Here is a 20,940-nt window from a genome sequence, read left to right as displayed (position 1 = left end):
CCCTGCCACAACCGACCCCGTCCGTTTTGACGATGTGCCTGCCCCCTGCGGCCTTTATACCTGTCGACAACCTGTTTTCTGTCAGAGGTATACCGCGTGAAACAAGCCCCTCCTTATGTGCCAGGCCACCAGTTGCTGGCTGGCAAATCCGTGCTCATCACTGCCGCCGCCGGCGCTGGCATCGGCTATGCCGCAGCCAGGCGCTGCGCCGAAGAAGGCTGCCGCGCCCTGATGATTTCCGATGTTCATCCCCGGCGCCTGGAGCAGGCGGTGGAACAGCTCAAGGCCGACACCGGCTTGCAGGCCGTGTACGGCCAGCTGTGCAACGTCACCGTCGAGACCGAGGTGCAAGCCCTGGTCGCCGCCGCCGAACAGGCCCTTGGCGGCGTCGATGTGCTGATCAACAACGCAGGCCTTGGTGGTTCCAGGCGGGTCACCGAGATGAGCGACGAGGAATGGCTGCGGGTAATTGATGTGACCCTCACCGGCACCTTCCGCATGACCCGCGCGATGCTGCCGCATATGGAACGCCGAGGGAGCGGGGCGATCGTCAACAACGCTTCAGTACTCGGCTGGCGTGCGCAAAAAGAGCAGGCACACTACGCCGCCGCCAAGGCCGGGGTCATGGCGCTGACCCGCTGCAGCGCGCTTGAAGCCGCCGAAAGCGGGGTGCGCATCAACGCCGTGTCGCCGTCGATTGCCTTGCACGATTTTCTCAAGAAGGCCAGCAGCGAAGAACTGCTGGCCAAACTGGCCGACCGTGAAGCCTTCGGCCGCGCCGCTGAAGTGTGGGAAGTCGCCAACGTCATGATCTTCCTGGCCAGCGATTACGCCTCCTACATGGTCGGCGAAGTGCTGTCGGTCAGTTCACAACAGGCTTGAGGGCACCCCATGAGCACCCGATTCAGTAGCGCCGAGCAAATGCTCAAAGCCCAGGGCCTGGACTTGGGCGTCACCGACTGGCTGCAGCTGACCCAGGCGCGGGTCAATCTGTTTGCCGAAGCCACTGGCGATCAGCAGTGGATACATGTCGACCCCGAGCGCGCCGCCAATGGCCCGTTCGGGGCGTGCATCGCCCATGGCTACCTGACCCTGGCGCTGGCCAACCTGTTCATGCCGCAGCTGATGAGCATCGACAACATGGCCATGGGGGTGAACTACGGCACCGACCGCGTGCGATTCCCCGCCGTGGTGAAAGTCGGCGCGCGGGTACGCGGCAGAGGCCAGATTGTCAGCGCCGAGCTGATCGGCAGCGCGGTACAGCTGGTGGTGCGCATCAGCGTCGAGATCGAGGGCGCCGAACGCCCTGGCTGCGTGGTCGACACCATCAGCCGTTACACCTTCAACCCCATCACCGAGTGAGCCTGTTCATGGACAAGCAAGACGTTGTAATCGTAGCGACTGCCCGTACCGCGCTGAGCAAATCCTTTCGCGGCTCTTTCAACGACACCGAAGCCCCGGTGCTTGGCGGCCATGTGGTGCGCGCGGTGGTCGAGCGTGCCGGTATCGAGCCTGGCGCGGTGGATGACGTGATCATGGGCGCGGCGGTACAGCAGGGCACCCAGGGCTACAACATTGGCAGGCTGTGTGCCTACACCGGCGGTTTGCCCGACAGCGTGCCGGGCATGGCCCTGGACCGTATGTGCGCTTCCGGCCTGATCAGTATCGGCATGGCGGCGAAGAACATTCTGGCCGGTGAAATGAGCATTGTCATTGGCGGGGGGGTCGAGTCGCTGTCGCTGACCCAGAACAAGCACAAGAACACCTACCGCAACCAGTCGGAGGCGGTGCTGGCGTGCATGCCAAGCGCCTATATCCCGATGATCGAAACCGCCGAGATCGTTGCCCGGCGCTATGGCATCAGTCGCGCGGCCCAGGACGACTACTCACTGCAAAGTCAGCAGCGCACCGCAGCCGCCCAGCGCGACGGCCTGTTCGACGAAGAAATCGTACCGCTGCAAGTGCGCAAGCTGCGCTTTGACAAGGAAGGCCAGCCCGATGGCCATGAGCAGGTGGTGGCCGAGCGCGACGAGTGCAACCGTCCTTCGACCCGCTTCGAAGACCTGGCGGCGTTGAAACCCGTGTGGAAGAACGGCCAATGGGTCGAGCAGGGCGAGTTCATTACCGCCGGCAACGCCTCACAGTTCTCCGACGGCGCATCGGCCAGCTTGCTGATGAGCCGGGCCGAGGCCGCCCGGCTTGGCCTGAAGCCGCTGGGGACGTACCGCGGCATCGCCGTGGCCGGCTGCGCGCCGGAAGAAATGGGCATCGGCCCGGTGCTGGCGGTGCCCAAGCTGCTCAAACGCTTCGGTTTGAGCGTGGCCGACATCGGGCTGTGGGAAATCAACGAAGCCTTTGCCTGCCAGGTCCTGCATTGCCGCGACGCCCTGGGCATCCCTGCGGAGCGCCTGAACGTCAACGGCGGGGCTATTTCGATTGGTCACCCGTTCGGCATGTCGGGTGCGCGTATGGTCGGTCATGGCCTGCTGGAAGGGCGCCGCCGCGGCGTGCGCTACGTGGTCGTGGCCATGTGCATCGGGGGGGGCATGGGCGCGGCGGGCCTGTTCGAGCTGGACTGATCCGCGGTTCTGTCTATCGGCAGCGGGGTAGGCCATTTGGACGATGTCCCGCAGGTCGAGCAGACGGACTATCTACACACCTCAGACACCGCGCCCAGGTGGCGCGGTGATTCACGACTACAAGAACAAGAGGGTGGACCGTATGTCTATTGTCGAGCGCCTGGATGTCGCTGCACGCAGTCGCCCATGCGCCAAGCTTATTGCCTATTTCGTGTGCATTACGGTTGCCGCAATCGTTGCGCTGGCATTTACCCCACGCGGCGCGCTGAACATTGCCCAGACCACACTGAATACCGAGCGCATGCAGATAAACGGCCTGCTCAATCTGGGCACCCGTCAGGTGGCGGTGGGTGAGCGCGGCACCATCCTGATCAGCGACGACCGCGGCCGCAGCTGGCAGCAAGCCACAGTCGAGCCGCAACGTCAGATTTCCCTGACGGCTTTGACCGCGTTGAACCCCGAGCAATTGGTCGCCGTTGGCCAGGACAGCCTGATTCTGCGCTCCAATGACGCTGGCAGCAGCTGGCAAGAGGTGCATTTTGATCCCGCAGCTGGTGAGCCGCTGCTCGGTGCGTGGGCGGCCGGTGGCAAGCAGGTTGTCGTGTTCGGCAGCTACGGCAAGTTCTACCAGTCCGACGATGCCGGGCGCAGTTGGCGCGCGGTGGCGCTGGAGGTCGACCGTGCTCATCTCAATGCGCTGGATGGCGGCAGCGATGGCCGGCGCATGCTGGTCGGCGAACAGGGCCTGGTCATGCGCAGCGCCGATAACGGGCAGCATTGGCAACAGTTGCCGGCGTTCTACAACGGCTCACTGTTTGGCGTGGTTCGCCTGAGCGCCCAGCGTTGGGTGACCTATGGCATGCGCGGCCATGTGTTTGTCACCGACAACTTCGGTGAGCAGTGGCAGGCGATCAAGGTTGGCAATACCCAGCCGCTTTATGGCCATGTTGTGCTACCAGACCACAGCGGCGTACTGATTGTCGGCGGCGGCAGCTCAATGGTGCGCCTGGACACAGAAGGCCGCTTGATCGGCACCACCCGCCAACCGGGGTTGGGCACCTTGACCGCAGCCATCGTGGTGGGCACCGATCAGTTGCTGGTAGCCGGTGAACGGGGCGTTTTCCAGGGGAACGGTAACAGCGTTGCCGCTCTGGGCAAAGGAGAGCAAGTGCATGAAGTACGCTAAAGCCCGAGCCGGGCGCCTGGTCGAGCGTTGCGCCGACCTGCTGTTGGCACGACGCAAACTGCTGTTGACGGTGTTCCTGCTGCTGACCCTGGGCCTGGGCTATAGCGCCACGCATACCCAGCTCGACCCTGGCTTCAATAAGCAGATCCCGGTGCGGCATGAGTACATGCTCAACTTCCTCGAATTCAGCCAGTACTTCACCGGCGCCAACCGCTTTCTGGTGAGCGTCAGATGGAAGGGCGAGGGTGACATCTACAACCCCGAGTTCCTCGACACGCTGCGCAAGGTGACTGACGATGTGTTCTTCATCAACGGGGTCAGCCGCGCCAGCGTAACCTCGCTGTTCACCGCCAACGTGCGTTACATCGAGATCACCGAAGAAGGCTTTTTTGGTGATGTAGTCGTACCGCCACGCTTTACCGCCAGCGTCGAAGACCTGGCCCAGGTACGCAGCAACGCCGCGCGCTCGGGGCAGGTCGGGCGGCTGGTGGCCAATGACCTGAAGTCGGCCATGGTCCGGGCCGACTTGCAGGACGTTGACCCACAAACAGGCAAATCGGTCAGTTATGTTGAAGTCGCCAAGCGTCTGGAGGACATTCGCGACAAGTACAGCAGCGATCAGATCGAGATCAACATTGTCGGTTTCGCCAAACTGGTGGGTGATGTTGTCGAAGGGCTGATGACCGTGATCGGCTTTTTTGTCGTCGCCTTCCTGATCACCGGCCTGTTGCTGTGGCTTTATTCACGCTCGTTGCGCCTGACCGTAGTGGCGCTGTTGGTGGCGTTGTTGCCGGTGGTGTGGCTGCTGGGCTTGTTGCCGCTGATGGGCCTGGGTATCGACCCGATGTCGATCCTGGTGCCGTTCCTGATTTTTTCCATTGGCGTTTCGCACGCCGTGCAGATGACCAATGCCTGGAAACAGGAAGTGCTGGCCGGCAAGAATTCGCTGCAGGCGGCGCACCTGGCCTTTTGCAAGATCTTCATTCCTGGCTCCCTGGCGTTGCTGATGAATGCCTTGGGCTTTGGCGTGATCATGCTGATCGACATCCCTATCGTGCATGAACTGGGGGTGACGGCCTGCATCGGCGTGATGCTGATGATCATCACCAACAAGCTGATGTTGCCGATCATTATTTCCTACCTGCGCCTGGAGCGTAGTGTGCTGAGCAAGGAGTGCGTCCAGCAGCAGGGCAGGCACCCGCTGTGGTGGCGCTTGTCGGCGCTGGCCGAACCGCGCCCGGCCCTGGCGGTGCTGGTGCTCAGCGTGAGTTTGCTGGGCGTGGCGGTGCTCAAGGCCCGGCAGCTGGAAGTCGGTGACATCGGTGCTGGCGCACCGGAACTGCGCGCCGAGTCGCGCTATAACCAGGACAACAGCAAAATTGTCAGCAGCTATTCCATCGGCCTGGATGTGCTGGCGGTGTTCGTCCAGGCCCAGGGCATGGAAGAGGCATGCCTGTCACCATCGGTGATGCGTGCGGTGGAAGCCTTTGACTTCCAGATGCGCAGCGTCACCGGCGTGCAGTCGGTGCAGTCGGTGGCCGGCTTTGGCAAGACGGTGATTGCCGGCAACAACGAAGGCAACCCACGTTGGGCGGCCATTCCTGGGTCGGCCCGGGGCTTGAGTCAAGGTGCCCGTGCCTACATGCCCGAGGACGGCCTGGTGACCGATGGCTGCCAGCAGATGCAGATTCTGGTGTTTCTCACCGACCACGATGGCGCCACGGTCTCGCATGTGGTCCAGGAGGCCAAGCTGATCATTGCCCAGGTCCAGGTGCCGGAAATCAGGTTCTTTCTCGGCGGTGGCAATGTGGGGGTAATGGCGGCGTCCAATGATGCGGTCAAGCGCGCCGAAGTGCTGATGCTGGTGGCGTTGTTTGGCTCGGTGCTGTTGTTCTGCTGGTTGACCTTCAAATCGTTGCGCGCGGTGTTGTGCATCCTGGTGCCGCTGGCCATCGTGGCGGTACTGTGCAATGCACTGATGGCCATGCTTGGCATCGGGTTGAAGGTGGCGACCCTGCCGGTGATGGCGCTTGGGGTTGGCGTCGGGGTCGACTACGGCATTTACCTGTATGAGCGAATCCAGCACGAGATGGCCGGGGGCGCCAACCTGCGCCACGCGTTCTACCAGGCCATGTGCCAACGCGGAACAGCAGCTGTTTTCACTGCCCTGACCATGGCGATCGGGGTGTGCACCTGGGCCTTTGCACCGCTGAAATTCCAGGCCGATATGGGGGTATTGCTATCGTTCATGTTTCTGGTCAATGTACTTGGGGCCATTTTCCTGCTGCCGGCCTTGGCCGCCTGGTTCAACCTCGGCAAACCCCTGGTTGCGGTCAAAGCCAACCGTGCAGCGCGCGCACACGTGTTTGAATCATAACAATAAAAGCGGGCACGGCCTGGGCTGTGCCCCGCGAGGAGACGGGCGATGGGCAATTCCACCGTGGGGTTTGAAGCGCTGGCAGAAATGGGTATGGAGCTGGCGGAATATGACACGCTCATCGGCGAGTTCTATGACGGCTCGCTGAACCACAAGTTGATGGCCAAGACCTTGCGCCACGTGCGCAGCCTGTACCAGGCCAATTACGTCACCTTGATCTTGAGAGTGCCTGAGCAACCGGACCTGGGCCTGATGATTGTCGTCGGTGACATCGAAGGCGAGGGGGAGGTGAGCTACTGGGCCTACCCACAAGCTGTCACCCCCTTCAGCAACCCGCCGATGGACCAGGTGTTCACCGTCGAAGACCTGATGAGCGAAGCCGAGTGGGCCAATTCGGTCTACTACAAGACCTACGGTACCGTGCACGACACCTACCACATCATGGGTGCGGACGTTTCCACCCCCGACGGCGGCAAGCTGCGCTTTCGCATTACCCGGCCTAAAGCCGCGCCGAAATTCACCGCCTCCGAGCGCACCCTGTGTGAAATGATCCTGCCGCATTTGCGCCGTGCGATGCACGTGCACAACCTGCTCGACCGCAGCGAGTCGATCAGCGAGCTGTATGCCCAGGCCATCAGCCGCTTGTCAGTGGCCACCATCGTGCTTGACCAGAATGGCAGCGTGCTGCGCCTCAACCCGGTGGCCAGCGAACTGCTGGAACAGGCGGACGGCCTGAAACTGGTGGGTGGGCGCCTTGAAGCCACCTATCCCAGCGACAACCGCGAACTGCAGCGCCTGGTACGCAATGCCTTCGCGCGTGACGTCAATAGCGAAAAGGTCAGCACTGCGGCCGAAGCGATGTCGGTGGCCAGGCCATCGGGCCAGGTCAACCTGGGGGTAGTGATCGAGGCCATTCCTACCCAGGACTGGGCCGAGGGCAAGAGCAAACCTGCAGTGGTGGTATACATCCGCGATGCGGTGGGCCGCTCCATGGCTAGCGAAACGGTAACCAAGCAACTGTTCAACCTGACCCGGGCCGAAACCGCACTGGCCATGGAGCTGGCTAACGGCCTGTCGCTTGAAGAGGCCGCCGAAGTATTGAATGTGCGCCGCAACACCGCACGGGCGCATTTGCGCTCGATCTTTTCAAAGACGGGTGTGCGCCGGCAGACGGAGTTGGTGCGCATCATTCTCAACAGTGTGGTTGCCTTGGGAAAGCCCAAGCTGGCAGCACTGCCAAACGATAAGCCGGAAAAACCGGTGTTGAAGCTGGCCACCCCGGCGCGCAATAGCGCCTGACCTTCGCCCGGCTTGCCCGAACGCCCCGGTCCTGCTTGCAAGGCCGGGGCGTTTTAGTCCGTGCGGACGATGTTGTGGGGTTTGCGCGGCACCAATACTAGCCAACACCACCATTCAACAAGGAGCAACGTTATGCCAGTTACAGCGGTCAGCGGTTCTGCATCCGGTATCGGCGCGGCAGTCTGCCAGGCGCTACGCGCCGCCGGGCACCGCGTCATCGGCATCGACCGGGCAAATGCCGAGGTGATTGCCGACCTGTCCAGCGCAAGCGGGCGCCAGGCCGCCATCAGTGCGGTGCTCGAGCACTGCGACGGGGTGCTCGACGGCCTGGTGTGCTGCGCCGGGGTTGGCTCCAGCGCGGTGTCCGACACCATCGTGTCGGTCAACTACTTTGGCGTCTGTGAGCTGCTTGACGGCCTGGCCGATGCGTTGGCCAAGGGCGAGCGGCCGGCCGCTGTAGTGATCGGATCGATTGCGGCCACCCACGTCACCCCCGATCAGCAGCCGATGATCGCGGCCATGCTCGCCGGCAACGAAGCGCTGGCACTGGAACACGCCAATACCTTGGGGCAGTCCCATGTGGCCTATGCCAGCTCCAAATACGCCGTGACCTGCAATGCCCGTAGCAAGGCAGTAGCCTGGGCAAAACAAGGCATACGCCTGAATGTGGTAGCGCCTGGTGCAGTCGAGACGCCGCTGCACCAGGCGTCGCTGAACGATCCGCGCTTTGCCAAGGCGGTCCGTGAGTTTGTCGCACCGCTGGGGCGCGCCGGCAACCCTGAGGAGATCGCCCAGGTCGTGGCATTCTTGCAGTCGACTCAAGCCAGTTTTGTGCACGGCACTGTGATGTTTGTAGATGGCGGTATGGATGCCATGGTTCGTCCGGCACGTTTCTAGCCTATGTCCACGTGAGAACAACAATGACCAAAGTGGCATTCATTACCGGGGCAAGCCGCGGTATCGGGCGCGAGACGGCATTGGCCTTTGCCCGGGCCGGGTTCGATGTGGCGATCAGTGCCCGCACTGTAGAGGAGGGCGAAAGCACCGCGCATCGGCTGTGCGATGCCCAGGGCGTGCCGCTGGCGGGCAGCCTCAACAGTACGGCAGCCGCGATCCGCGCCTTGGGGCGCAGAGCGCTGGTGGTGCCTATGGATCTGCTCGACAGCGCCTCGGTATTGGCCGCCGGCCAGGCAGTACTGGCCGCGTTCGGGCGCATTGATGTGCTGATAAACAACGCCATCTATCAGGGCCGCGACCTTAACAGCGCATTCATGTCGCTGCAGCCGCAGACCATGCAGCGGGTATTCCAGGGCTATGTGCTGGCGCCGCTGTTGCTTACCCAGACCGTGTTGCCCGGCATGCTCGAACGGGGTGACGGGGTGGTGATCAACGTCACCTCCGGTGCCGGTGAAGGCGACCCGCCCGTGGCTGCCGTCAACGGTGGCTGGGGGTATGCCTACGGTGCGGGCAAGGCTGCGGTCTCCAGGGTTTCGGGGGTGCTTGCAGCCGAACTGGGCGAGCAGGGGATTCGCGCCTTTACGCTTAACCCGGGGGTGGTCACCACCGACGCGCTGAAGGCTACCATCGGCGAAAACGGCCTGCTGGCCCTGCGCATCGGCACTGCGCCTCCCCAGGTGCCGGCAGAGGTGATGGTATGGCTGGCCACCCACGATCAGGCTGCGCGCTTTCAGCGGCGCACCATCGCCGCGCAGGCGTTTGCGCTGGAGCACGGCATCGTCGCCAGCTGGTGATGAACACTGGCTGAAGAAGTACTCGTGGTGCTCATCTAGTCCATGCGGAGGATGAGCACCGGCTGCTGCTCGGTGAAGATTGACCGGGCAAGTTACCGGGGATTTCCACACGAGGAACAATAACAATGACCAAGCTCGCAGCAATCAATGTCGAAACTGCTCTGGCCCCGCGCTTCGGCCGAGGCTGGCACTGCCTGGGTGAAGCGGCCGACTATCGTGATGGCCAGCTGCACACCCTGAATATCTTCGGTACGCGCTTGCTGGCATTTGCCACTTCCAGCGGCCAGATCAGCGTCATTGATGCGCATTGCCCGCACATGGGCGCCGACCTCTCGCGCGGCACCCTGGAAAACGACCGGGTGGTATGCCCCTTTCATCACTGGCAGTACGACGCCAGCGGCAAGTGCGTGGAGATCCCGTACTGCAAGCGCATCCCTCCGAAAGCCAAGACCCGCAGCTGGCTGACCTGTGAAGAAAACAACCTGCTGTTTGTCTGGAACAACCCGGAAGGCAAGGCGCCGGCAGACGGCGTGGTGATTCCTCATCTGCCAGAGCAGGACAGTGACGAATGGCTGCACGACTGGCACATGGACAAGCTGATTATCGAAACCAACCCACGCGAACTGGTCGATAACCTTGCAGATGCCCAGCACTTCGGGCCGGTTCATGGCACGCCAACCAAGTATTTCGCCAACGTCTTTGAGGGGCACATTGCCCAGCAGATTTTCCATGGCGACTCCGAGCGCCTGGGCGGTGATCTGGTGGCCGAGTCGGCGTACTACGGGCCGGCCACGCACTTTACCCGGATGCGCGCGGTGTTCGAGGGCATGGAGATCCACTCGATCCTGCTCAACTGCCATGTACCGATCACCGCCAACAGTTTTGAGCTGCGTTTTGGCTGCATGGTGAAGAAAGTGCCGGGGTGGAGCGAAGAACAAAATCGGGAAATGGCCAAGGACTATGTGATGCGCAACCGCGAATCCTTTTATCAGGACGTGGATATCTGGGCGCACAAGATTCGGGTGAACAACCCGGTCCTGGCCGAAGGCGATGGCCCGGTCTATCAACTGCGCGAATGGTACGAGCAGTTTTTCATGGACGAAGCCAGCGTACCGGCCGCCATGGCCGAGCGCCGCGAAATCATTACCGTCGGCCAGCGCTGAAAGCCACCCGAGCAGGAGAGAGCAATGAACATGAGTGGCCGTAATACACTGGCGATCATGCTGGCCGCCAGCTTCGCTTCGACGATTGGCGGCTTGCCGTTCAATACCTTGCCTATCCTGCTCGGGTCGATGGTCGACAGCCTGGGCTTTACTGTCGAACAGATCGGCCTGCTGGGCTCGGTGTGTTTTGCCGGCTACCTGCTCGGCACGCTGCTGGCAGTGGTGCTGATCGACCGCATGAACTGGCGCTGGTTGACCCTGGGTTGTGCGCTTGGCGCTGCGGCGGCGTATGGGATGTCGTCCTGGCTGCCGGCCACGGCCCAGCTGCCGCTGTGGGCGGTGATCGGCTTTTTTGCTGCGCTCATGACCTGCCTCGGCATGCGCATCATGGGTGAAATGGCCAACAAGGAACGCGCCCTGGGCATGCGTCTGGGTATTGAACTGGGGGTGGTGGCGGCAGTGCTGTTCGCCTTGCCGTCGCTAGTGATTGCCTATTTCCACTATGCCGGCGCGGCCTTGATGCTGGCCGCGATCATTTTGCTGTTGAGCTTAAGCGCGCTGGCCTTGCCCAGGCGTCAGGACTTCATTCACGAAGCGCAGCAGGCGCAAACCGACTCGTTGCTGGCACGCTTCAGGTTCCCGCCGGCGGCATATGCAGCGCTGGCATTTTTCTTCCTGTTCGGCGCCGGGCAGATTGGCCTCTGGGCGTTCCTTGAGCGCTTGGGCCATGGCCTGGCGTTGCAGCCGGCGGAACTGGGTGTCGTCTTCGCCGTGCTGAAACTGCTGGGCGGCGCAGCCGCGCTGGCCTTGGCGGTGGTGGGTGACCGCCTGGGCGTACGCGTGCCCCATCTTGTCGTGCTCGCGGTACTGGGTACCGGGCTGTTGTTACTGGGCAACGCCGAAGGCTTTTTGATGTATGCCGCGGGCGCCTGGATCTGGGAGGTCGGCTTTACCTGGGGCTGCGTCTACCAGACCGCAGCGATTGCGCGGCTGGACCGCAGCGGCCGCTCGATCATGCTGATTCCAGGGGCCTTTGCCCTGAGCTCCATGGCAGGTCCGGCCTTGGCCGGGCAACTGGTCGGTGAGGGCTTCGGCATGCTGCTGTGGCTGGCGGCTGGCTGTGCGCTGATCCCGGTGCTGGCGTTTACCTGGGTGCTGGCGCAACGTTTGCAGGGCGCGGGCACTGGCTGTGCAGTGGGTATGCAGGCATGATGGCTGACACGCAGCGTGGTGGTGAGGCTGGTCGAGACGCAGGCGGCAGGGGCGGAAAATGAAAAATTTCGGGGTAGCTGTGTGGTAACCGCCGAATTTTGATAGCCTCCTAACATTTTGGAGGCTTCTCATGACATCCAACGCTCAGGCAAAACTCGCTGCACGCTATGGCGCACCGAACATTTCTGCGCTGCAACAATGGAATGACACCATCGACCAACTGCTCGAACACCGCAGCGTCAGGGCGTTTACTGATCAGCCTCTGCCCGAGGGTACGCTCGAGACCTTGGTTGCTGCCGCGCAATCCGCATCCACATCATCCAACCTCCAGGTCTGGAGTGTGGTTGCGGTGCAAGAGGGGGATCGCAAAGGCCGCCTCTCGGCGCTGGCCGGCAACCAGCCCTACATCCATCAAGCGCCACTGTTCCTGGTCTGGCTTGCCGATTTGTCCCGCGTCTCGCGCATCGCAGACCAGCATGGGGTAGAGCTGGAGGCTTTGCCATACCTGGAAAGCCTGTTGCTCGGCACCATCGACGCAGCGCTTGCGGCCCAGAATGCGGTTGTTGCGTTGGAGTCGCTTGGGCTTGGAAGCGTGTACATCGGCGGTATTCGTAACGACATCGAAGCCGTTGCCAAGGAACTGCAACTGCCGCCTCAGGTCTATCCGGTCTTCGGCCTGTGCGTTGGCTATCCGTCGCCTGATCGGCCAGCCAAGGTGAAGCCGAGGCTGCCACAGGCAGCAGTGCTTCATCACGAAACGTACTCGGCTGCCGACGAGCAGGGCGTTCTGGCGGAATACGACAAGCGCCTGGGTGCTTTCTATCAAGGCGAAGGCATGAAGGCTTCAGGCTGGTCGGAGCAGGTGGTCAGCAGGCTGCGGAACGTTTCTAGCCTGCATGGGCGCGAGGAGCTGCTGGGGGAACTGAGCCGGATGGGCTTTGGGCTGCGCTGAACAGATCAGGTGAAGGGCTTTGCTCGCCATAGCTCGGCATCACACTCTAGAATCTTATCCATTGGCTTGTCGTTCATGTGCGTAAGCAAAAGAGGCAATATATGGATCGCGAAGGCGCCGGCTTTTCAGGAGAGCTGGATGCTCCCGCATTACCCAGTCAGGAGTCCGCGTTTCCGACAACCGCTTTGGAGCGCCTGCAGTTGGCGCTCGATGCGGGCGCGATCATTGGAACGTGGGTGTGGGATATTCGGCACAATCAGGTGACCGCGGATGAGCGGTTCTCGCGATCGTTCGGGCTTCCTGCAGATAAATGCCTGGCGGGTATTCCGATCGAGGAAGCTTTTGCCTCGATTCACCCTGACGACCGTGAGCGTGTCTCTGCCGATATTCAGGAGGCGATGAGCCGTGGCGGCGCCTACCGGTGTGAATACCGGGTCAGACAGGATGACGGCAGCTACCGCTGGATTGAGGCCAATGGCAGAGCTGAGCTTGACGAGGGGGGCGAGGCTGTTCGGTTCCCTGGCATCCTCATGGACATTGAGTCACGCCGGTCAGCAGAGGCTGAACGCGACAGGATGTCAGCGTTGCTGCGTACCTTCACGGCTGCCGTTCCGGGTGTTGTCTACGCAAAGGATCTCGAGGGGCGGCTGATTGTTGCAAATGACGGTGTCACTCGACTGGTTGGTAAACCACCAGAACTGTACCTGGGCAAAACCGACCTGGAGTTTCTGGAAGACAAGGCCCAGGCACGCCAGATCATGGAAACCGATCGTCATGTCATGCATGGCGGGAAGGGCGCGCTGCAGATCGAAGAGCGTGTCGACATGCCGGATGGCACGGCTACCTACTGGCTTTCCGTCAAGGCACCCCTGTGCGACGAAGCAGGCGAGGTCATCGGGCTGATCGGCTCGTCCATCGATGTCACCGCGCGAAGAAATGCCGAGGCGCAGTTGCTTGAGCTTAACCGCACCCTGGAAGCGAAAATCGAACAAGCCGTGGCCGAGCGGGAAGCGGCGCAGGCGGCGCTACGGCAATCGCAGAAGATGGAAGCGGTCGGTCAGCTGACCGGGGGTATCGCTCACGACTTCAACAATTTGCTCGCGGGCATCACGGGAAGCCTTGAACTGATCAAGCTCCGCCTGAAGCAGGGGCGCATTGCTGACGTGGAGCGTTACCTGATGGTGGCACAGGGTGCCGCACAAAGGGCAGCATCCCTGACCCATCGACTCCTGGCGTTCTCTCGCCGGCAGACGCTGATACCTGTTCATACCGATGTGAACACCCTGATCAGCGAAATGGAGGAGCTGATACGTCGGACAGTAGGGCCGGCAATCCAACTCAAGGTAGAGCTCCATGCAACCTCAAGTACCTGCCTGGTGGATCCGGCACAAGTAGAGAACTCGCTGCTAAACCTGTGTATCAACGCGCGTGACGCACTGGAAGGCGGAGGGTCGATCGCCATCAGGACGTACAACGAGGAGCTGGCACAAGGGGCAGATCTTGACCCTGAACTGTCACCCGGCACGTACTTCACGATCTGTGTCGCCGATGACGGTGTCGGCATGAGCACCGAGACGTTAACGCGTGCATTCGAGCCTTTCTTTACCACCAAGCCTGTGGGGGCGGGTACCGGGCTCGGCCTGTCCATGATCTATGGTTTCGCCAAGCAGTCAGGCGGGCAGGTTCGGATCGAGTCAGAGGTGGGCCAAGGCGCCCGCGTATATCTGCAGCTACCCAGCCATGAGGTTGAGGTCGATGCTGCAGGTCGTGCCGAGCCATTGCCTGAATCAGAACTGACCTCGTCAGGCGAAACGGTTTTGGTTGTCGATGATGAACCCTCCGTCCGCATGTTTGTGAGTGAGTCACTGGGCAGCTGCGGATACATCGTCATTGAGGCGACCGATAGCCTTGCGGGGCTTCAGTTACTCCGCTCGGATACCCGCATCGATCTGCTTGTCACAGACATTGGCCTGCCAGGAGGAATCGACGGCAGGCAAATGGCCAATACCGGCCGCAGTTTCAGGCCGGGCCTTCCGGTCTTGTTCATGACCGGGTATGCGCAACCCAATATATTGGACAACGCCCAGCTAGAGCCCAACACGGCTGTGCTGACGAAACCTTTCACACTCGAAGCGTTGACGTTGAACGTAAATGCGTTACTTAAGCATTGATGATGCATAAGGCACGCGAGCACCGCCTCCCCAGTGGCATCAGAGCGTTACCCGATCTTCGGCCACTATACGGTTACGTCCATTCTGTTTGGCCAGGTACAAGCGCTCGTCGGCGCGCTTGAGGATGGCCGGGGCACTGGGAGTGTCTGCGTCCCGACAGGCCACACCGATGGAGATGGTCAAGGTGCCGATCTGTGCCACCGCTGTAGCGCTGAGCGTGGTGCGGATCCGCTCGGCGACTTCGCAGGCCGTGCTCAGCGCGGTGTTCGGCAGCAGCAGGCAGAACTCTTCGCCACCGGCCCGGCACGGCAGGTCGCCGGCCCGGGTGCAGTCGCGGATCACTTGCGCGACCCTTTGCAACGCCAGGTCACCAACATCGTGACCAAAGTTGTCGTTCACCCGCTTGAAGTGGTCGACGTCCAACGCCAGGGCCGAATACGGCTGTTGGCTTGCATCAAGCGCCTGAAGTGCAGCGTTCATCGCACGCCGGTTGGCCAGGCCGGTCAACGGGTCGGTGTCGGCTGCGGCGTTCAGGCTGCCGATCTTCTGTTGCAGTTGCTGCGACTGCACTACCAGCGCCTGGCGGATCGCCGCCGCTTCGGCGTACCAGGCGTTGATCGCAGACAGTTCAGCGGTGGCATTCGGCGTCGAAAGGTCGATGGCATGGCCGGCCAGGGCGCGCAGTGGGCGCGTGATCAGCATGACGCCGAGCAGTATCAGGACCAGACCGATCACCCCTGCCGGGATGATCCTGACCAGCATGTCGCGCATCAGCTTGCCCAGTGGCGCCAGTGCCTGCTCCCGGGGTTGCTGGACGACCACGGCCCAGTTGGAACCCTGCACGTGCGCGAAGCCGGCGAGCATGGGCACCCCATGGTAGTTGACCGTCTCCAGCGGGCCGTTGTCTCCGAGCAAGGCCTTGTCCACCGTCTCGCTCCAGCCGAGCACTTCACCGATTCGCTGCTGATCGGGGTGGTAGAGCAACCGGCGGTTGCCATCGGCGACGAAGGCGAAGGCGCCATCGAGGTGGTGTTCACCAATCAACGAATGCATCACACCACGCTGTTGCAAGAACACGGAGCCGCCGACCAGCCCGAGATACTCGCCTGTGGGGCTGAAGACAGGTTGGGAGACGAAGACGATCAGCTTGCCGCTGGTTGAGGTAAACGCCTGGCTGACCATGGGGCGACGCACGTTCAGCGCCTGGTGCAGTTCATCGGAGCTGACGGTCGAACCGATTGGTACCGCAGGCGGGTAAGCCTGCAATACCTTGCCCGCAGGGTCGGTGATCAGCACGGTGTTCAACTCCGAGTCCTGGGCCTGCAGGCGGCGTGCTTCTTCCTCGAGCAACGCTCGATTGGCAAAGTCGTTGCCCAGGCGTTGGCTGCTGTACTTCAGGCGTTCATTGACCGAGTACAGAAACTGATCGATGCTCGATGCGACCTTGAAGGCATAGGCACGGTTGGCCTCCAGTGCCGAGTGCACCAGCGCATCGCGTTGCACACTGTAGGCCGTAATCAGGCTGTTGCAGAGGGTACTCAGCACGGCGAGCAGGACAAAGCCAAGAACCAGGCCACGCAGGCCAATACGCGATGACAGCACCTTGCTCATGAGTACGCCTCGTCCCTCGATAGCTGGAAAGTTCGGCACAAGCTTAGACGGGTATGGCAGCAAAGGTGCATCTGCGCAGGGGGTGAGCCGTCAGGCCAGAAACTCCGAATCCGCAGGGCAAGCCGGCTGCTTGTCCTGCTGGATGTTGCTGTACACGGCAACCCCGCACACGCAAGCCAGGCCGACACTGGCAAGCAGGATTTCGCCCAGCAACATGCCTGCGACCAACACCAGCACGCTGATGCGAAAGAGGGTTGTCATGACTGCCTCCGATGCAGTTCGATATCAGAACCCTGACCATACCGGCGCAGCCGAAATTGTGCAGCCCACTTGCGCGCCTGCGGCCGTGTTTACCTGTGAAATGGCAGAACGGACCTATTTCGCACGGTATGCAGTGCTGGTTGGCGGTATCCTGAAAACCCCAGCCCCAGGTGCATCGATCATGCGCACAATGATGCTTTTATTGGCAATCACGGCAGTTACCGGTTGCCAGTCGCCGCTGCCAAGCGCCAATCCTCACATGGCCTGGGTCGATTTCTCGGTGCCATTTCCCAATGACAGGTTACTGATGGCTGAGCGGCTGGATAAGCAACGGTTGAGCGACGGGCGCTTCTTTCAAGTGAGCCCGGGCAGCCATGAGCTGATCGTCAGGTTCGATTATGAAGTGGGCGGTGGCGGGGGGCTGAGCCTGATGGGCGGCACCACTGTGCGCGAATGCTACCTGACGGTCCCTTACGCCAACTTCCAGGCAGGCCAGCGCTATGTGCTGGAGGGGAGGTCGATGGCGCTAACTCCTGAGGCGCGGTTGTACGACGCCAAGGGGGAGGTGGTTGCAGAGGTCAGCGAATTCTATTGCCTGTAAGGGGCAGGGCTTCCTGCAACACGTGGTAGAGCGAGCAGGCGTTCGGCCGTGTGGTGAGTGGCCAGCACAAGCTTGCCCTGATCTCACCCCGGCTTAGTTTGTTTGAAGTAAACGGCCATGCCCTCTAGGCATAGCTGTTAGATCTTCGGCAGGTCTTCCGTCACACCATCGCTGTGCAAAGCTGTACCCGAGTTGGCAAAACAATAACAACAAGGGTAGCGATCATGAATGCAGATATGGGCACGGCACGTCCGTTGACTCGCAAAGAGCGTACAACTGCAATTGTAGGTGTCTGTTCCGGCAACCTGGTGGAGTGGTACGACTTCTTCATCTATGCCTACACATCAATCTATTTCGCCTCACTGTTCTTTCCGGCGGGCGATCAGACCAGCCAGCTATTAGCCACCGCCGGTATTTTTGCGGTCGGTTTCTTCATGCGCCCGCTGGGTGGCTGGATATTCGGTTATATCGCCGATACGCGTGGTCGCAAGATATCGATGATCATCTCCGTGTTCATGATGTGCGGTGGGTCGTTGATGATCGCTGTCATGCCTACCTACGCCACTGTCGGTGTCGCGGCGCCGGTCCTGTTGGTGGTCGCCCGCTTGATGCAAGGGCTATCGGTCGGTGCAGAGTATGGCACCGGCGCGACCTACATCAGTGAGGTATCACGCGCTGGGCGCCGCTCGTTCTATGGCTCGTTCCAGTACATGACCATTATCGCAGGGCAACTGCTGGCGCTGTTGACGGTGGCAGTGCTGCAACTGGTGCTGTCTGAACAGGACCTGAAAGCCTGGGGTTGGCGAGTGCCGTTCCTGATCGGCGCGTTGGCCTCGATCGTGGTGGTGTACCTGCGCCGGACCATGCGCGAAACAGCCACTGCGCAAGGTATGAAGAGCAAGGAGGCGGGTTCGCTCAGGGGCCTCATGCAACACAAGCGCGCTGTACTGCTGACTTTCACCATTACCATCGGCTGTTCTCTGTACTTCTATACCTTCACGGCCTACATGCAGAAATTCCTGGTGGTGAGTGTCGGTATACCGGCACCGACAGTGAGCATCATCATGGCTTCGGCGCTGGTGATCTTCATGTTTGCCCAGCCGGTTTTCGGCATGCTAGCGGACAAGATCGGCGTACGCCGCAACATGATAATTTTCGGTCTGCTGTCCACGTTCCTGGTCATACCCCTGTTGTCAGCGATCAAGTCTGTTCAGGACCCGCTGAGTGCATTCGCGCTGGTGGTCGCCGGGTTGCTCATTGCAGCTTTCTATACGCCGGTTACTGGCGTGCTGAAAGCAGACTTCTACCCGCCAACCGTTCGGGCCCTTGGTGTAGGGCTGCCTTATGCGGTAGGTGCTGCAATGTTCGGGGGTTCCGCTGAATACGTGGCGCTGAGCTTCCGCTCGCTGGGCATGGAGCAGTACTTCTATCTGTATGTCGCAGCCATCGGTGCCATCACCCTTGTTTCCTCCCTGTTGATGCCAGACCTCTCCAGACATGGATACCTGGATGGCGATGGCAAGGTCGAGGAGAACATTGGGGTTCGCAAATTCATGGGACGCAAATCCACGCCATCCCACATCAGCCATTGAGATGAGGCGAGCATGAATAGCGAAGTGAAGAAGATCGTACGCTTCGACGTCTGGTACCACCCGGTGATGGCCCAGACGCTCGAAGCCTCAGCCGATGTGGTGTTGCAAACCGTACCTCGTGACCAGGCGCCCGCGCTGATCATGCAAGCGCTGCGCAGTTGCCAGGTCTACCAGGTGCCATCCGCACGCGATGAGCTGCCACCTGCATGGCATGTGACGGAACGTTTACTCAACCAACTGCCAAACCTGCTCTGTGTCTCATCCAATGGGGCCGGTTATGACACCGTCGACGTCGATGCCTGCACCCGTGCCGGAGTTTTGGTGGTGAACCAGTCCGGTGCCAATGCCCAATCGGTAGCGGAGGCAACCATCGGACTGATGCTCGACAGTGCACGGCGCATCAGTGAATCGGATCGGCGGTTGCGCAGGGACCGAGGTTTCTCTCGCGAAGATTTGATGGGCTTCGAACTCTCAGGGAAAACGCTGGGTCTGGTCGGTATCGGGGAGATAGGTACACGGGTAGCGCGTATCGCCCAGGCCCTGGGCATGCGGGTCATCGCCCATGATCCGTTATTGACAAGCGACCAGATCAATCAACGGGGCGCAACAGGCTGCGAACTGGTGGCGCTTTTGCAGCAGAGTGATGTCGTGTCGTTACATTGCCCCCGCCTGGCTTCGACGCTGAACATGATGAACGCAACAACGTTTGCGTCGATGCGCAAGGGCGCCATTTTCATCAATACGGCGCGTGGCGGCCTGCATGACGAGGCCGCACTTCATGCGGCGCTGGCCTGTGACCACCTTGGGGGCGCGGGTATCGACGTCTGGGACGAAGAACCGCCAGCCCTCGATCATCCATTGCTTGGGCTTGATAACGTGGTGGGCCTTTATCACACCGCAGGGGTAACCCGTGAGGCCCGTCTGCGCATGGGGCTATGGGCAGCGGAGCAAATTCTGCAGGTGCTGCGCGGCGAGGAGGGGCCACGTATGGTCAACCCTCAAGTGTTTGCAGCCTATCGACAACGGCTGCAGGCCAGTAATCATTCGTCAGCCTAGGGTTCATCGGGACGCGCCCTGGCGGATCAACTGATTCGCCAGGCGTATTACGCCGATCAGGACGAAACCTGCCAACACCCCCTCCAAGCGGATGAACCCGGGCGAAGGGCTGACGTTGACGTACGTATCAGGCACCATCACTACCAGATACACGAGGGAAAATTGGGTGCCGGCGTAAGCGTATGAGCGGTTGCTGTTCTCGATGTGCCGCCCGGCCATCACGCCGATGCACATTGCCAGGGTCATGGCGATCCAGTTCGAGCCTACCAGCCATAAAGCCAGCCCTGCACAGGCAGCGCCCGCGCAGCAGCCTGCCAGGCGATGAACATTGCGCAGCGTGACTGCGCGGCTACCTGGCAAAAGCGCCCCAGGTGGCACCATCATCACGGCCATGACGGTGATAGCTGCCTGGCTCACCCCCCCCACCTCCAGCCAGATACCCAAGGAAGGGATCAACGCCAACGCCAGGCCTGCCTGCAGCACATGACCTGAAAGGCAACGGTCAAGGTCCGGTTCGCTCACGCGCGCGCCAGATCGGGAAGATAACGCACCATCGGGAAACATCTTGCGTACAGTACGGCCGGAGAGCATGGCTACGAACCAGCAGGCAAGGGTGCCGCATGCCACTTCCTCCAGGCGGGTTCTGGCTATCTCGATCACGGATGGGCCACCGGTCGCGTCAAATCCGGAGATAGCCACCATGGCGAATGTCAGCCCGGCAAACAGCCAGGCGTAACCATGCTCATGGCGGATGGCGCACCACAGTGTGCATGCGCCGACCAGCCCTATGACGGGACCAAGCCAATGCACGCTTATTTGCAGTTGAGTCAGTAGCGCTGCTGCGGCCAAGCCGCCTGCGGCAGTGCCGATGATCCGGAGCCCGCCACGGTAAACGCAGTCATGCAGACTTGAACGCATCACCATGTAGCCACTGAACGCAGCCCAGCCAACATTATCGACAGCCAAGTAATGCGCCATGCCGATAGCCAACAACACGGACAGCAGCGTCTCGGCTTCGTCCAGCAAGCGTTGGGGGAGGCGGTCCGGGTTGGAGAACTCTTTACCGATCCCCTGGGTGAATTGCGCGAGGCTCGACCACAGCGTGAATCTGAATGGCATGATCTAGGTC

The 20,940-nt window shown here is 61.2% G+C and carries 18 protein-coding genes; 15 read left to right on the top strand and 3 right to left on the bottom strand.

The window, feature by feature from the left end; genetic code table 11:
- Positions 1-96: 96 nt before the first annotated feature.
- The 12 genes from PP4_RS13545 to PP4_RS13490 all read left to right on the top strand — a co-directional run bounded on the left by PP4_RS13545 (position 97) and on the right by PP4_RS13490 (position 14,690).
- The gene (locus PP4_RS13545) at positions 97-882 is read left to right on the top strand and encodes an SDR family oxidoreductase (protein WP_041167732.1); all 786 of its coding nucleotides are present in this window, start codon (positions 97-99) and stop codon (positions 880-882) included.
- 9 nt (positions 883-891) lie between these two features.
- Positions 892-1,362 carry a MaoC family dehydratase gene (locus tag PP4_RS13540; protein WP_016499753.1) on the top strand — a complete coding sequence of 157 codons (471 nt, stop codon included), beginning with the start codon at positions 892-894 and terminating at the stop codon, positions 1,360-1,362.
- A gap of 8 nt (positions 1,363-1,370) precedes the next feature.
- Positions 1,371-2,579 carry an acetyl-CoA C-acyltransferase gene (locus PP4_RS13535; RefSeq protein WP_016499752.1) on the top strand — a complete coding sequence of 403 codons (1,209 nt, stop codon included), beginning with the start codon at positions 1,371-1,373 and terminating at the stop codon, positions 2,577-2,579.
- 142 nt (positions 2,580-2,721) lie between these two features.
- On the top strand, positions 2,722-3,765 hold the full coding sequence (locus tag PP4_RS13530; protein WP_049824914.1) for a WD40/YVTN/BNR-like repeat-containing protein: 1,044 nt from the start codon (positions 2,722-2,724) through the stop codon (positions 3,763-3,765).
- Positions 3,752-6,142 (top strand): efflux RND transporter permease subunit, encoded by a 2,391-nt coding sequence (locus PP4_RS13525; RefSeq protein WP_016499750.1) that lies wholly within the window; start codon positions 3,752-3,754, stop codon positions 6,140-6,142. The genes PP4_RS13530 and PP4_RS13525 overlap by 14 nt, the downstream gene beginning before the upstream one ends.
- A 48-nt stretch (positions 6,143-6,190) precedes the next feature.
- A complete protein-coding gene (locus tag PP4_RS13520) occupies positions 6,191-7,441 on the top strand; it encodes a helix-turn-helix transcriptional regulator (protein ID WP_016499749.1) in 1,251 nt (416 codons plus the stop codon).
- Between the two features lie 132 nt (positions 7,442-7,573).
- Positions 7,574-8,338 carry an SDR family oxidoreductase gene (locus tag PP4_RS13515; protein WP_016499748.1) on the top strand — a complete coding sequence of 255 codons (765 nt, stop codon included), beginning with the start codon at positions 7,574-7,576 and terminating at the stop codon, positions 8,336-8,338.
- 23 nt (positions 8,339-8,361) lie between these two features.
- On the top strand, positions 8,362-9,192 hold the full coding sequence (locus PP4_RS13510; RefSeq protein ID WP_016499747.1) for an SDR family NAD(P)-dependent oxidoreductase: 831 nt from the start codon (positions 8,362-8,364) through the stop codon (positions 9,190-9,192).
- A 125-nt stretch (positions 9,193-9,317) separates the two neighbouring features.
- A complete protein-coding gene (locus tag PP4_RS13505; protein ID WP_016499746.1) occupies positions 9,318-10,355 on the top strand; it encodes a Rieske 2Fe-2S domain-containing protein in 1,038 nt (345 codons plus the stop codon).
- A 24-nt stretch (positions 10,356-10,379) separates the two neighbouring features.
- Entirely contained in the window at positions 10,380-11,567 is a 1,188-nt protein-coding gene (locus PP4_RS13500) for an MFS transporter (protein ID WP_016499745.1), read from the top strand.
- 130 nt (positions 11,568-11,697) lie between these two features.
- Entirely contained in the window at positions 11,698-12,519 is an 822-nt protein-coding gene (locus PP4_RS13495) for an NADPH-dependent oxidoreductase (protein WP_016499744.1), read from the top strand.
- Positions 12,520-12,620: 101 nt separating this feature from the next.
- Complete coding sequence (locus PP4_RS13490; protein ID WP_016499743.1) at positions 12,621-14,690, top strand: hybrid sensor histidine kinase/response regulator; 2,070 nt, start codon at positions 12,621-12,623, stop codon at positions 14,688-14,690.
- A 39-nt stretch (positions 14,691-14,729) separates the two neighbouring features.
- Here the strand turns inward: PP4_RS13490 and PP4_RS13485 are convergent, their stop codons facing one another.
- Positions 14,730-16,301, bottom strand: a complete 1,572-nt coding sequence (locus PP4_RS13485; RefSeq protein ID WP_016499742.1) for a sensor domain-containing diguanylate cyclase — start codon at positions 16,299-16,301, stop codon at positions 14,730-14,732.
- 90 nt (positions 16,302-16,391) lie between these two features.
- The gene (locus PP4_RS29375) at positions 16,392-16,562 is read right to left on the bottom strand and encodes a hypothetical protein (RefSeq protein WP_016499741.1); all 171 of its coding nucleotides are present in this window, start codon (positions 16,560-16,562) and stop codon (positions 16,392-16,394) included.
- A gap of 181 nt (positions 16,563-16,743) precedes the next feature.
- Between PP4_RS29375 and PP4_RS13480 the strand changes: the two genes are divergently transcribed.
- The 3 genes from PP4_RS13480 (at position 16,744) to PP4_RS13470 (ending at position 19,811) form a co-directional block, all read left to right on the top strand.
- Entirely contained in the window at positions 16,744-17,163 is a 420-nt protein-coding gene (locus tag PP4_RS13480) for a PA0061/PA0062 family lipoprotein (protein ID WP_041168028.1), read from the top strand.
- 236 nt (positions 17,164-17,399) lie between these two features.
- Positions 17,400-18,755: an MFS family transporter gene (locus PP4_RS13475; protein ID WP_016499739.1), complete on the top strand. Its 1,356-nt coding sequence runs from the start codon at positions 17,400-17,402 to the stop codon at positions 18,753-18,755.
- Positions 18,756-18,767: 12 nt separating this feature from the next.
- Positions 18,768-19,811, top strand: coding sequence for a hydroxyacid dehydrogenase (locus tag PP4_RS13470; protein WP_016499738.1), 1,044 nt, complete (start codon positions 18,768-18,770; stop codon positions 19,809-19,811).
- A 3-nt stretch (positions 19,812-19,814) separates the two neighbouring features.
- Here the strand turns inward: PP4_RS13470 and PP4_RS13465 are convergent, their stop codons facing one another.
- Entirely contained in the window at positions 19,815-20,930 is a 1,116-nt protein-coding gene (locus PP4_RS13465) for an FUSC family protein (RefSeq protein ID WP_016499737.1), read from the bottom strand.
- Positions 20,931-20,940 lie beyond the last annotated feature (10 nt).

The sequence above is a fragment of the Pseudomonas putida NBRC 14164 genome (assembly GCF_000412675.1).
GTDB lineage: Bacteria > Pseudomonadota > Gammaproteobacteria > Pseudomonadales > Pseudomonadaceae > Aquipseudomonas > Aquipseudomonas putida.
Note: the sequence above shows the minus strand (reverse complement) of the source record. Positions and strands in the feature narration are given on the sequence as shown.

Bases quoted from the DNA above. Each gene is read 5' to 3' on its own strand.
- PP4_RS13540 (WP_016499753.1), top strand. From the start codon at position 892: ATGAGCACCCGATTCAGTAGCGCCGAGCAAATGCTCAAAGCCCAGGGC.
- PP4_RS13500 (WP_016499745.1), top strand. From the start codon at position 10,380: ATGAACATGAGTGGCCGTAATACACTGGCGATCATGCTGGCCGCCAGC.
- PP4_RS13470 (WP_016499738.1), top strand. From the start codon at position 18,768: ATGAATAGCGAAGTGAAGAAGATCGTACGCTTCGACGTCTGGTACCAC.
- PP4_RS29375 (WP_016499741.1), bottom strand. From the start codon at position 16,562: ATGACAACCCTCTTTCGCATCAGCGTGCTGGTGTTGGTCGCAGGCATG.
- PP4_RS13525 (WP_016499750.1), top strand. From the start codon at position 3,752: ATGAAGTACGCTAAAGCCCGAGCCGGGCGCCTGGTCGAGCGTTGCGCC.
- PP4_RS13505 (WP_016499746.1), top strand. From the start codon at position 9,318: ATGACCAAGCTCGCAGCAATCAATGTCGAAACTGCTCTGGCCCCGCGC.
- PP4_RS13495 (WP_016499744.1), top strand. From the start codon at position 11,698: ATGACATCCAACGCTCAGGCAAAACTCGCTGCACGCTATGGCGCACCG.
- PP4_RS13515 (WP_016499748.1), top strand. From the start codon at position 7,574: ATGCCAGTTACAGCGGTCAGCGGTTCTGCATCCGGTATCGGCGCGGCA.
- PP4_RS13535 (WP_016499752.1), top strand. From the start codon at position 1,371: ATGGACAAGCAAGACGTTGTAATCGTAGCGACTGCCCGTACCGCGCTG.
- PP4_RS13490 (WP_016499743.1), top strand. From the start codon at position 12,621: ATGGATCGCGAAGGCGCCGGCTTTTCAGGAGAGCTGGATGCTCCCGCA.
- PP4_RS13475 (WP_016499739.1), top strand. From the start codon at position 17,400: ATGGGCACGGCACGTCCGTTGACTCGCAAAGAGCGTACAACTGCAATT.
- PP4_RS13480 (WP_041168028.1), top strand. From the start codon at position 16,744: ATGCGCACAATGATGCTTTTATTGGCAATCACGGCAGTTACCGGTTGC.
- PP4_RS13530 (WP_049824914.1), top strand. From the start codon at position 2,722: ATGTCTATTGTCGAGCGCCTGGATGTCGCTGCACGCAGTCGCCCATGC.
- PP4_RS13465 (WP_016499737.1), bottom strand. From the start codon at position 20,930: ATGCCATTCAGATTCACGCTGTGGTCGAGCCTCGCGCAATTCACCCAG.
- PP4_RS13510 (WP_016499747.1), top strand. From the start codon at position 8,362: ATGACCAAAGTGGCATTCATTACCGGGGCAAGCCGCGGTATCGGGCGC.
- PP4_RS13485 (WP_016499742.1), bottom strand. From the start codon at position 16,301: ATGAGCAAGGTGCTGTCATCGCGTATTGGCCTGCGTGGCCTGGTTCTT.
- PP4_RS13520 (WP_016499749.1), top strand. From the start codon at position 6,191: ATGGGCAATTCCACCGTGGGGTTTGAAGCGCTGGCAGAAATGGGTATG.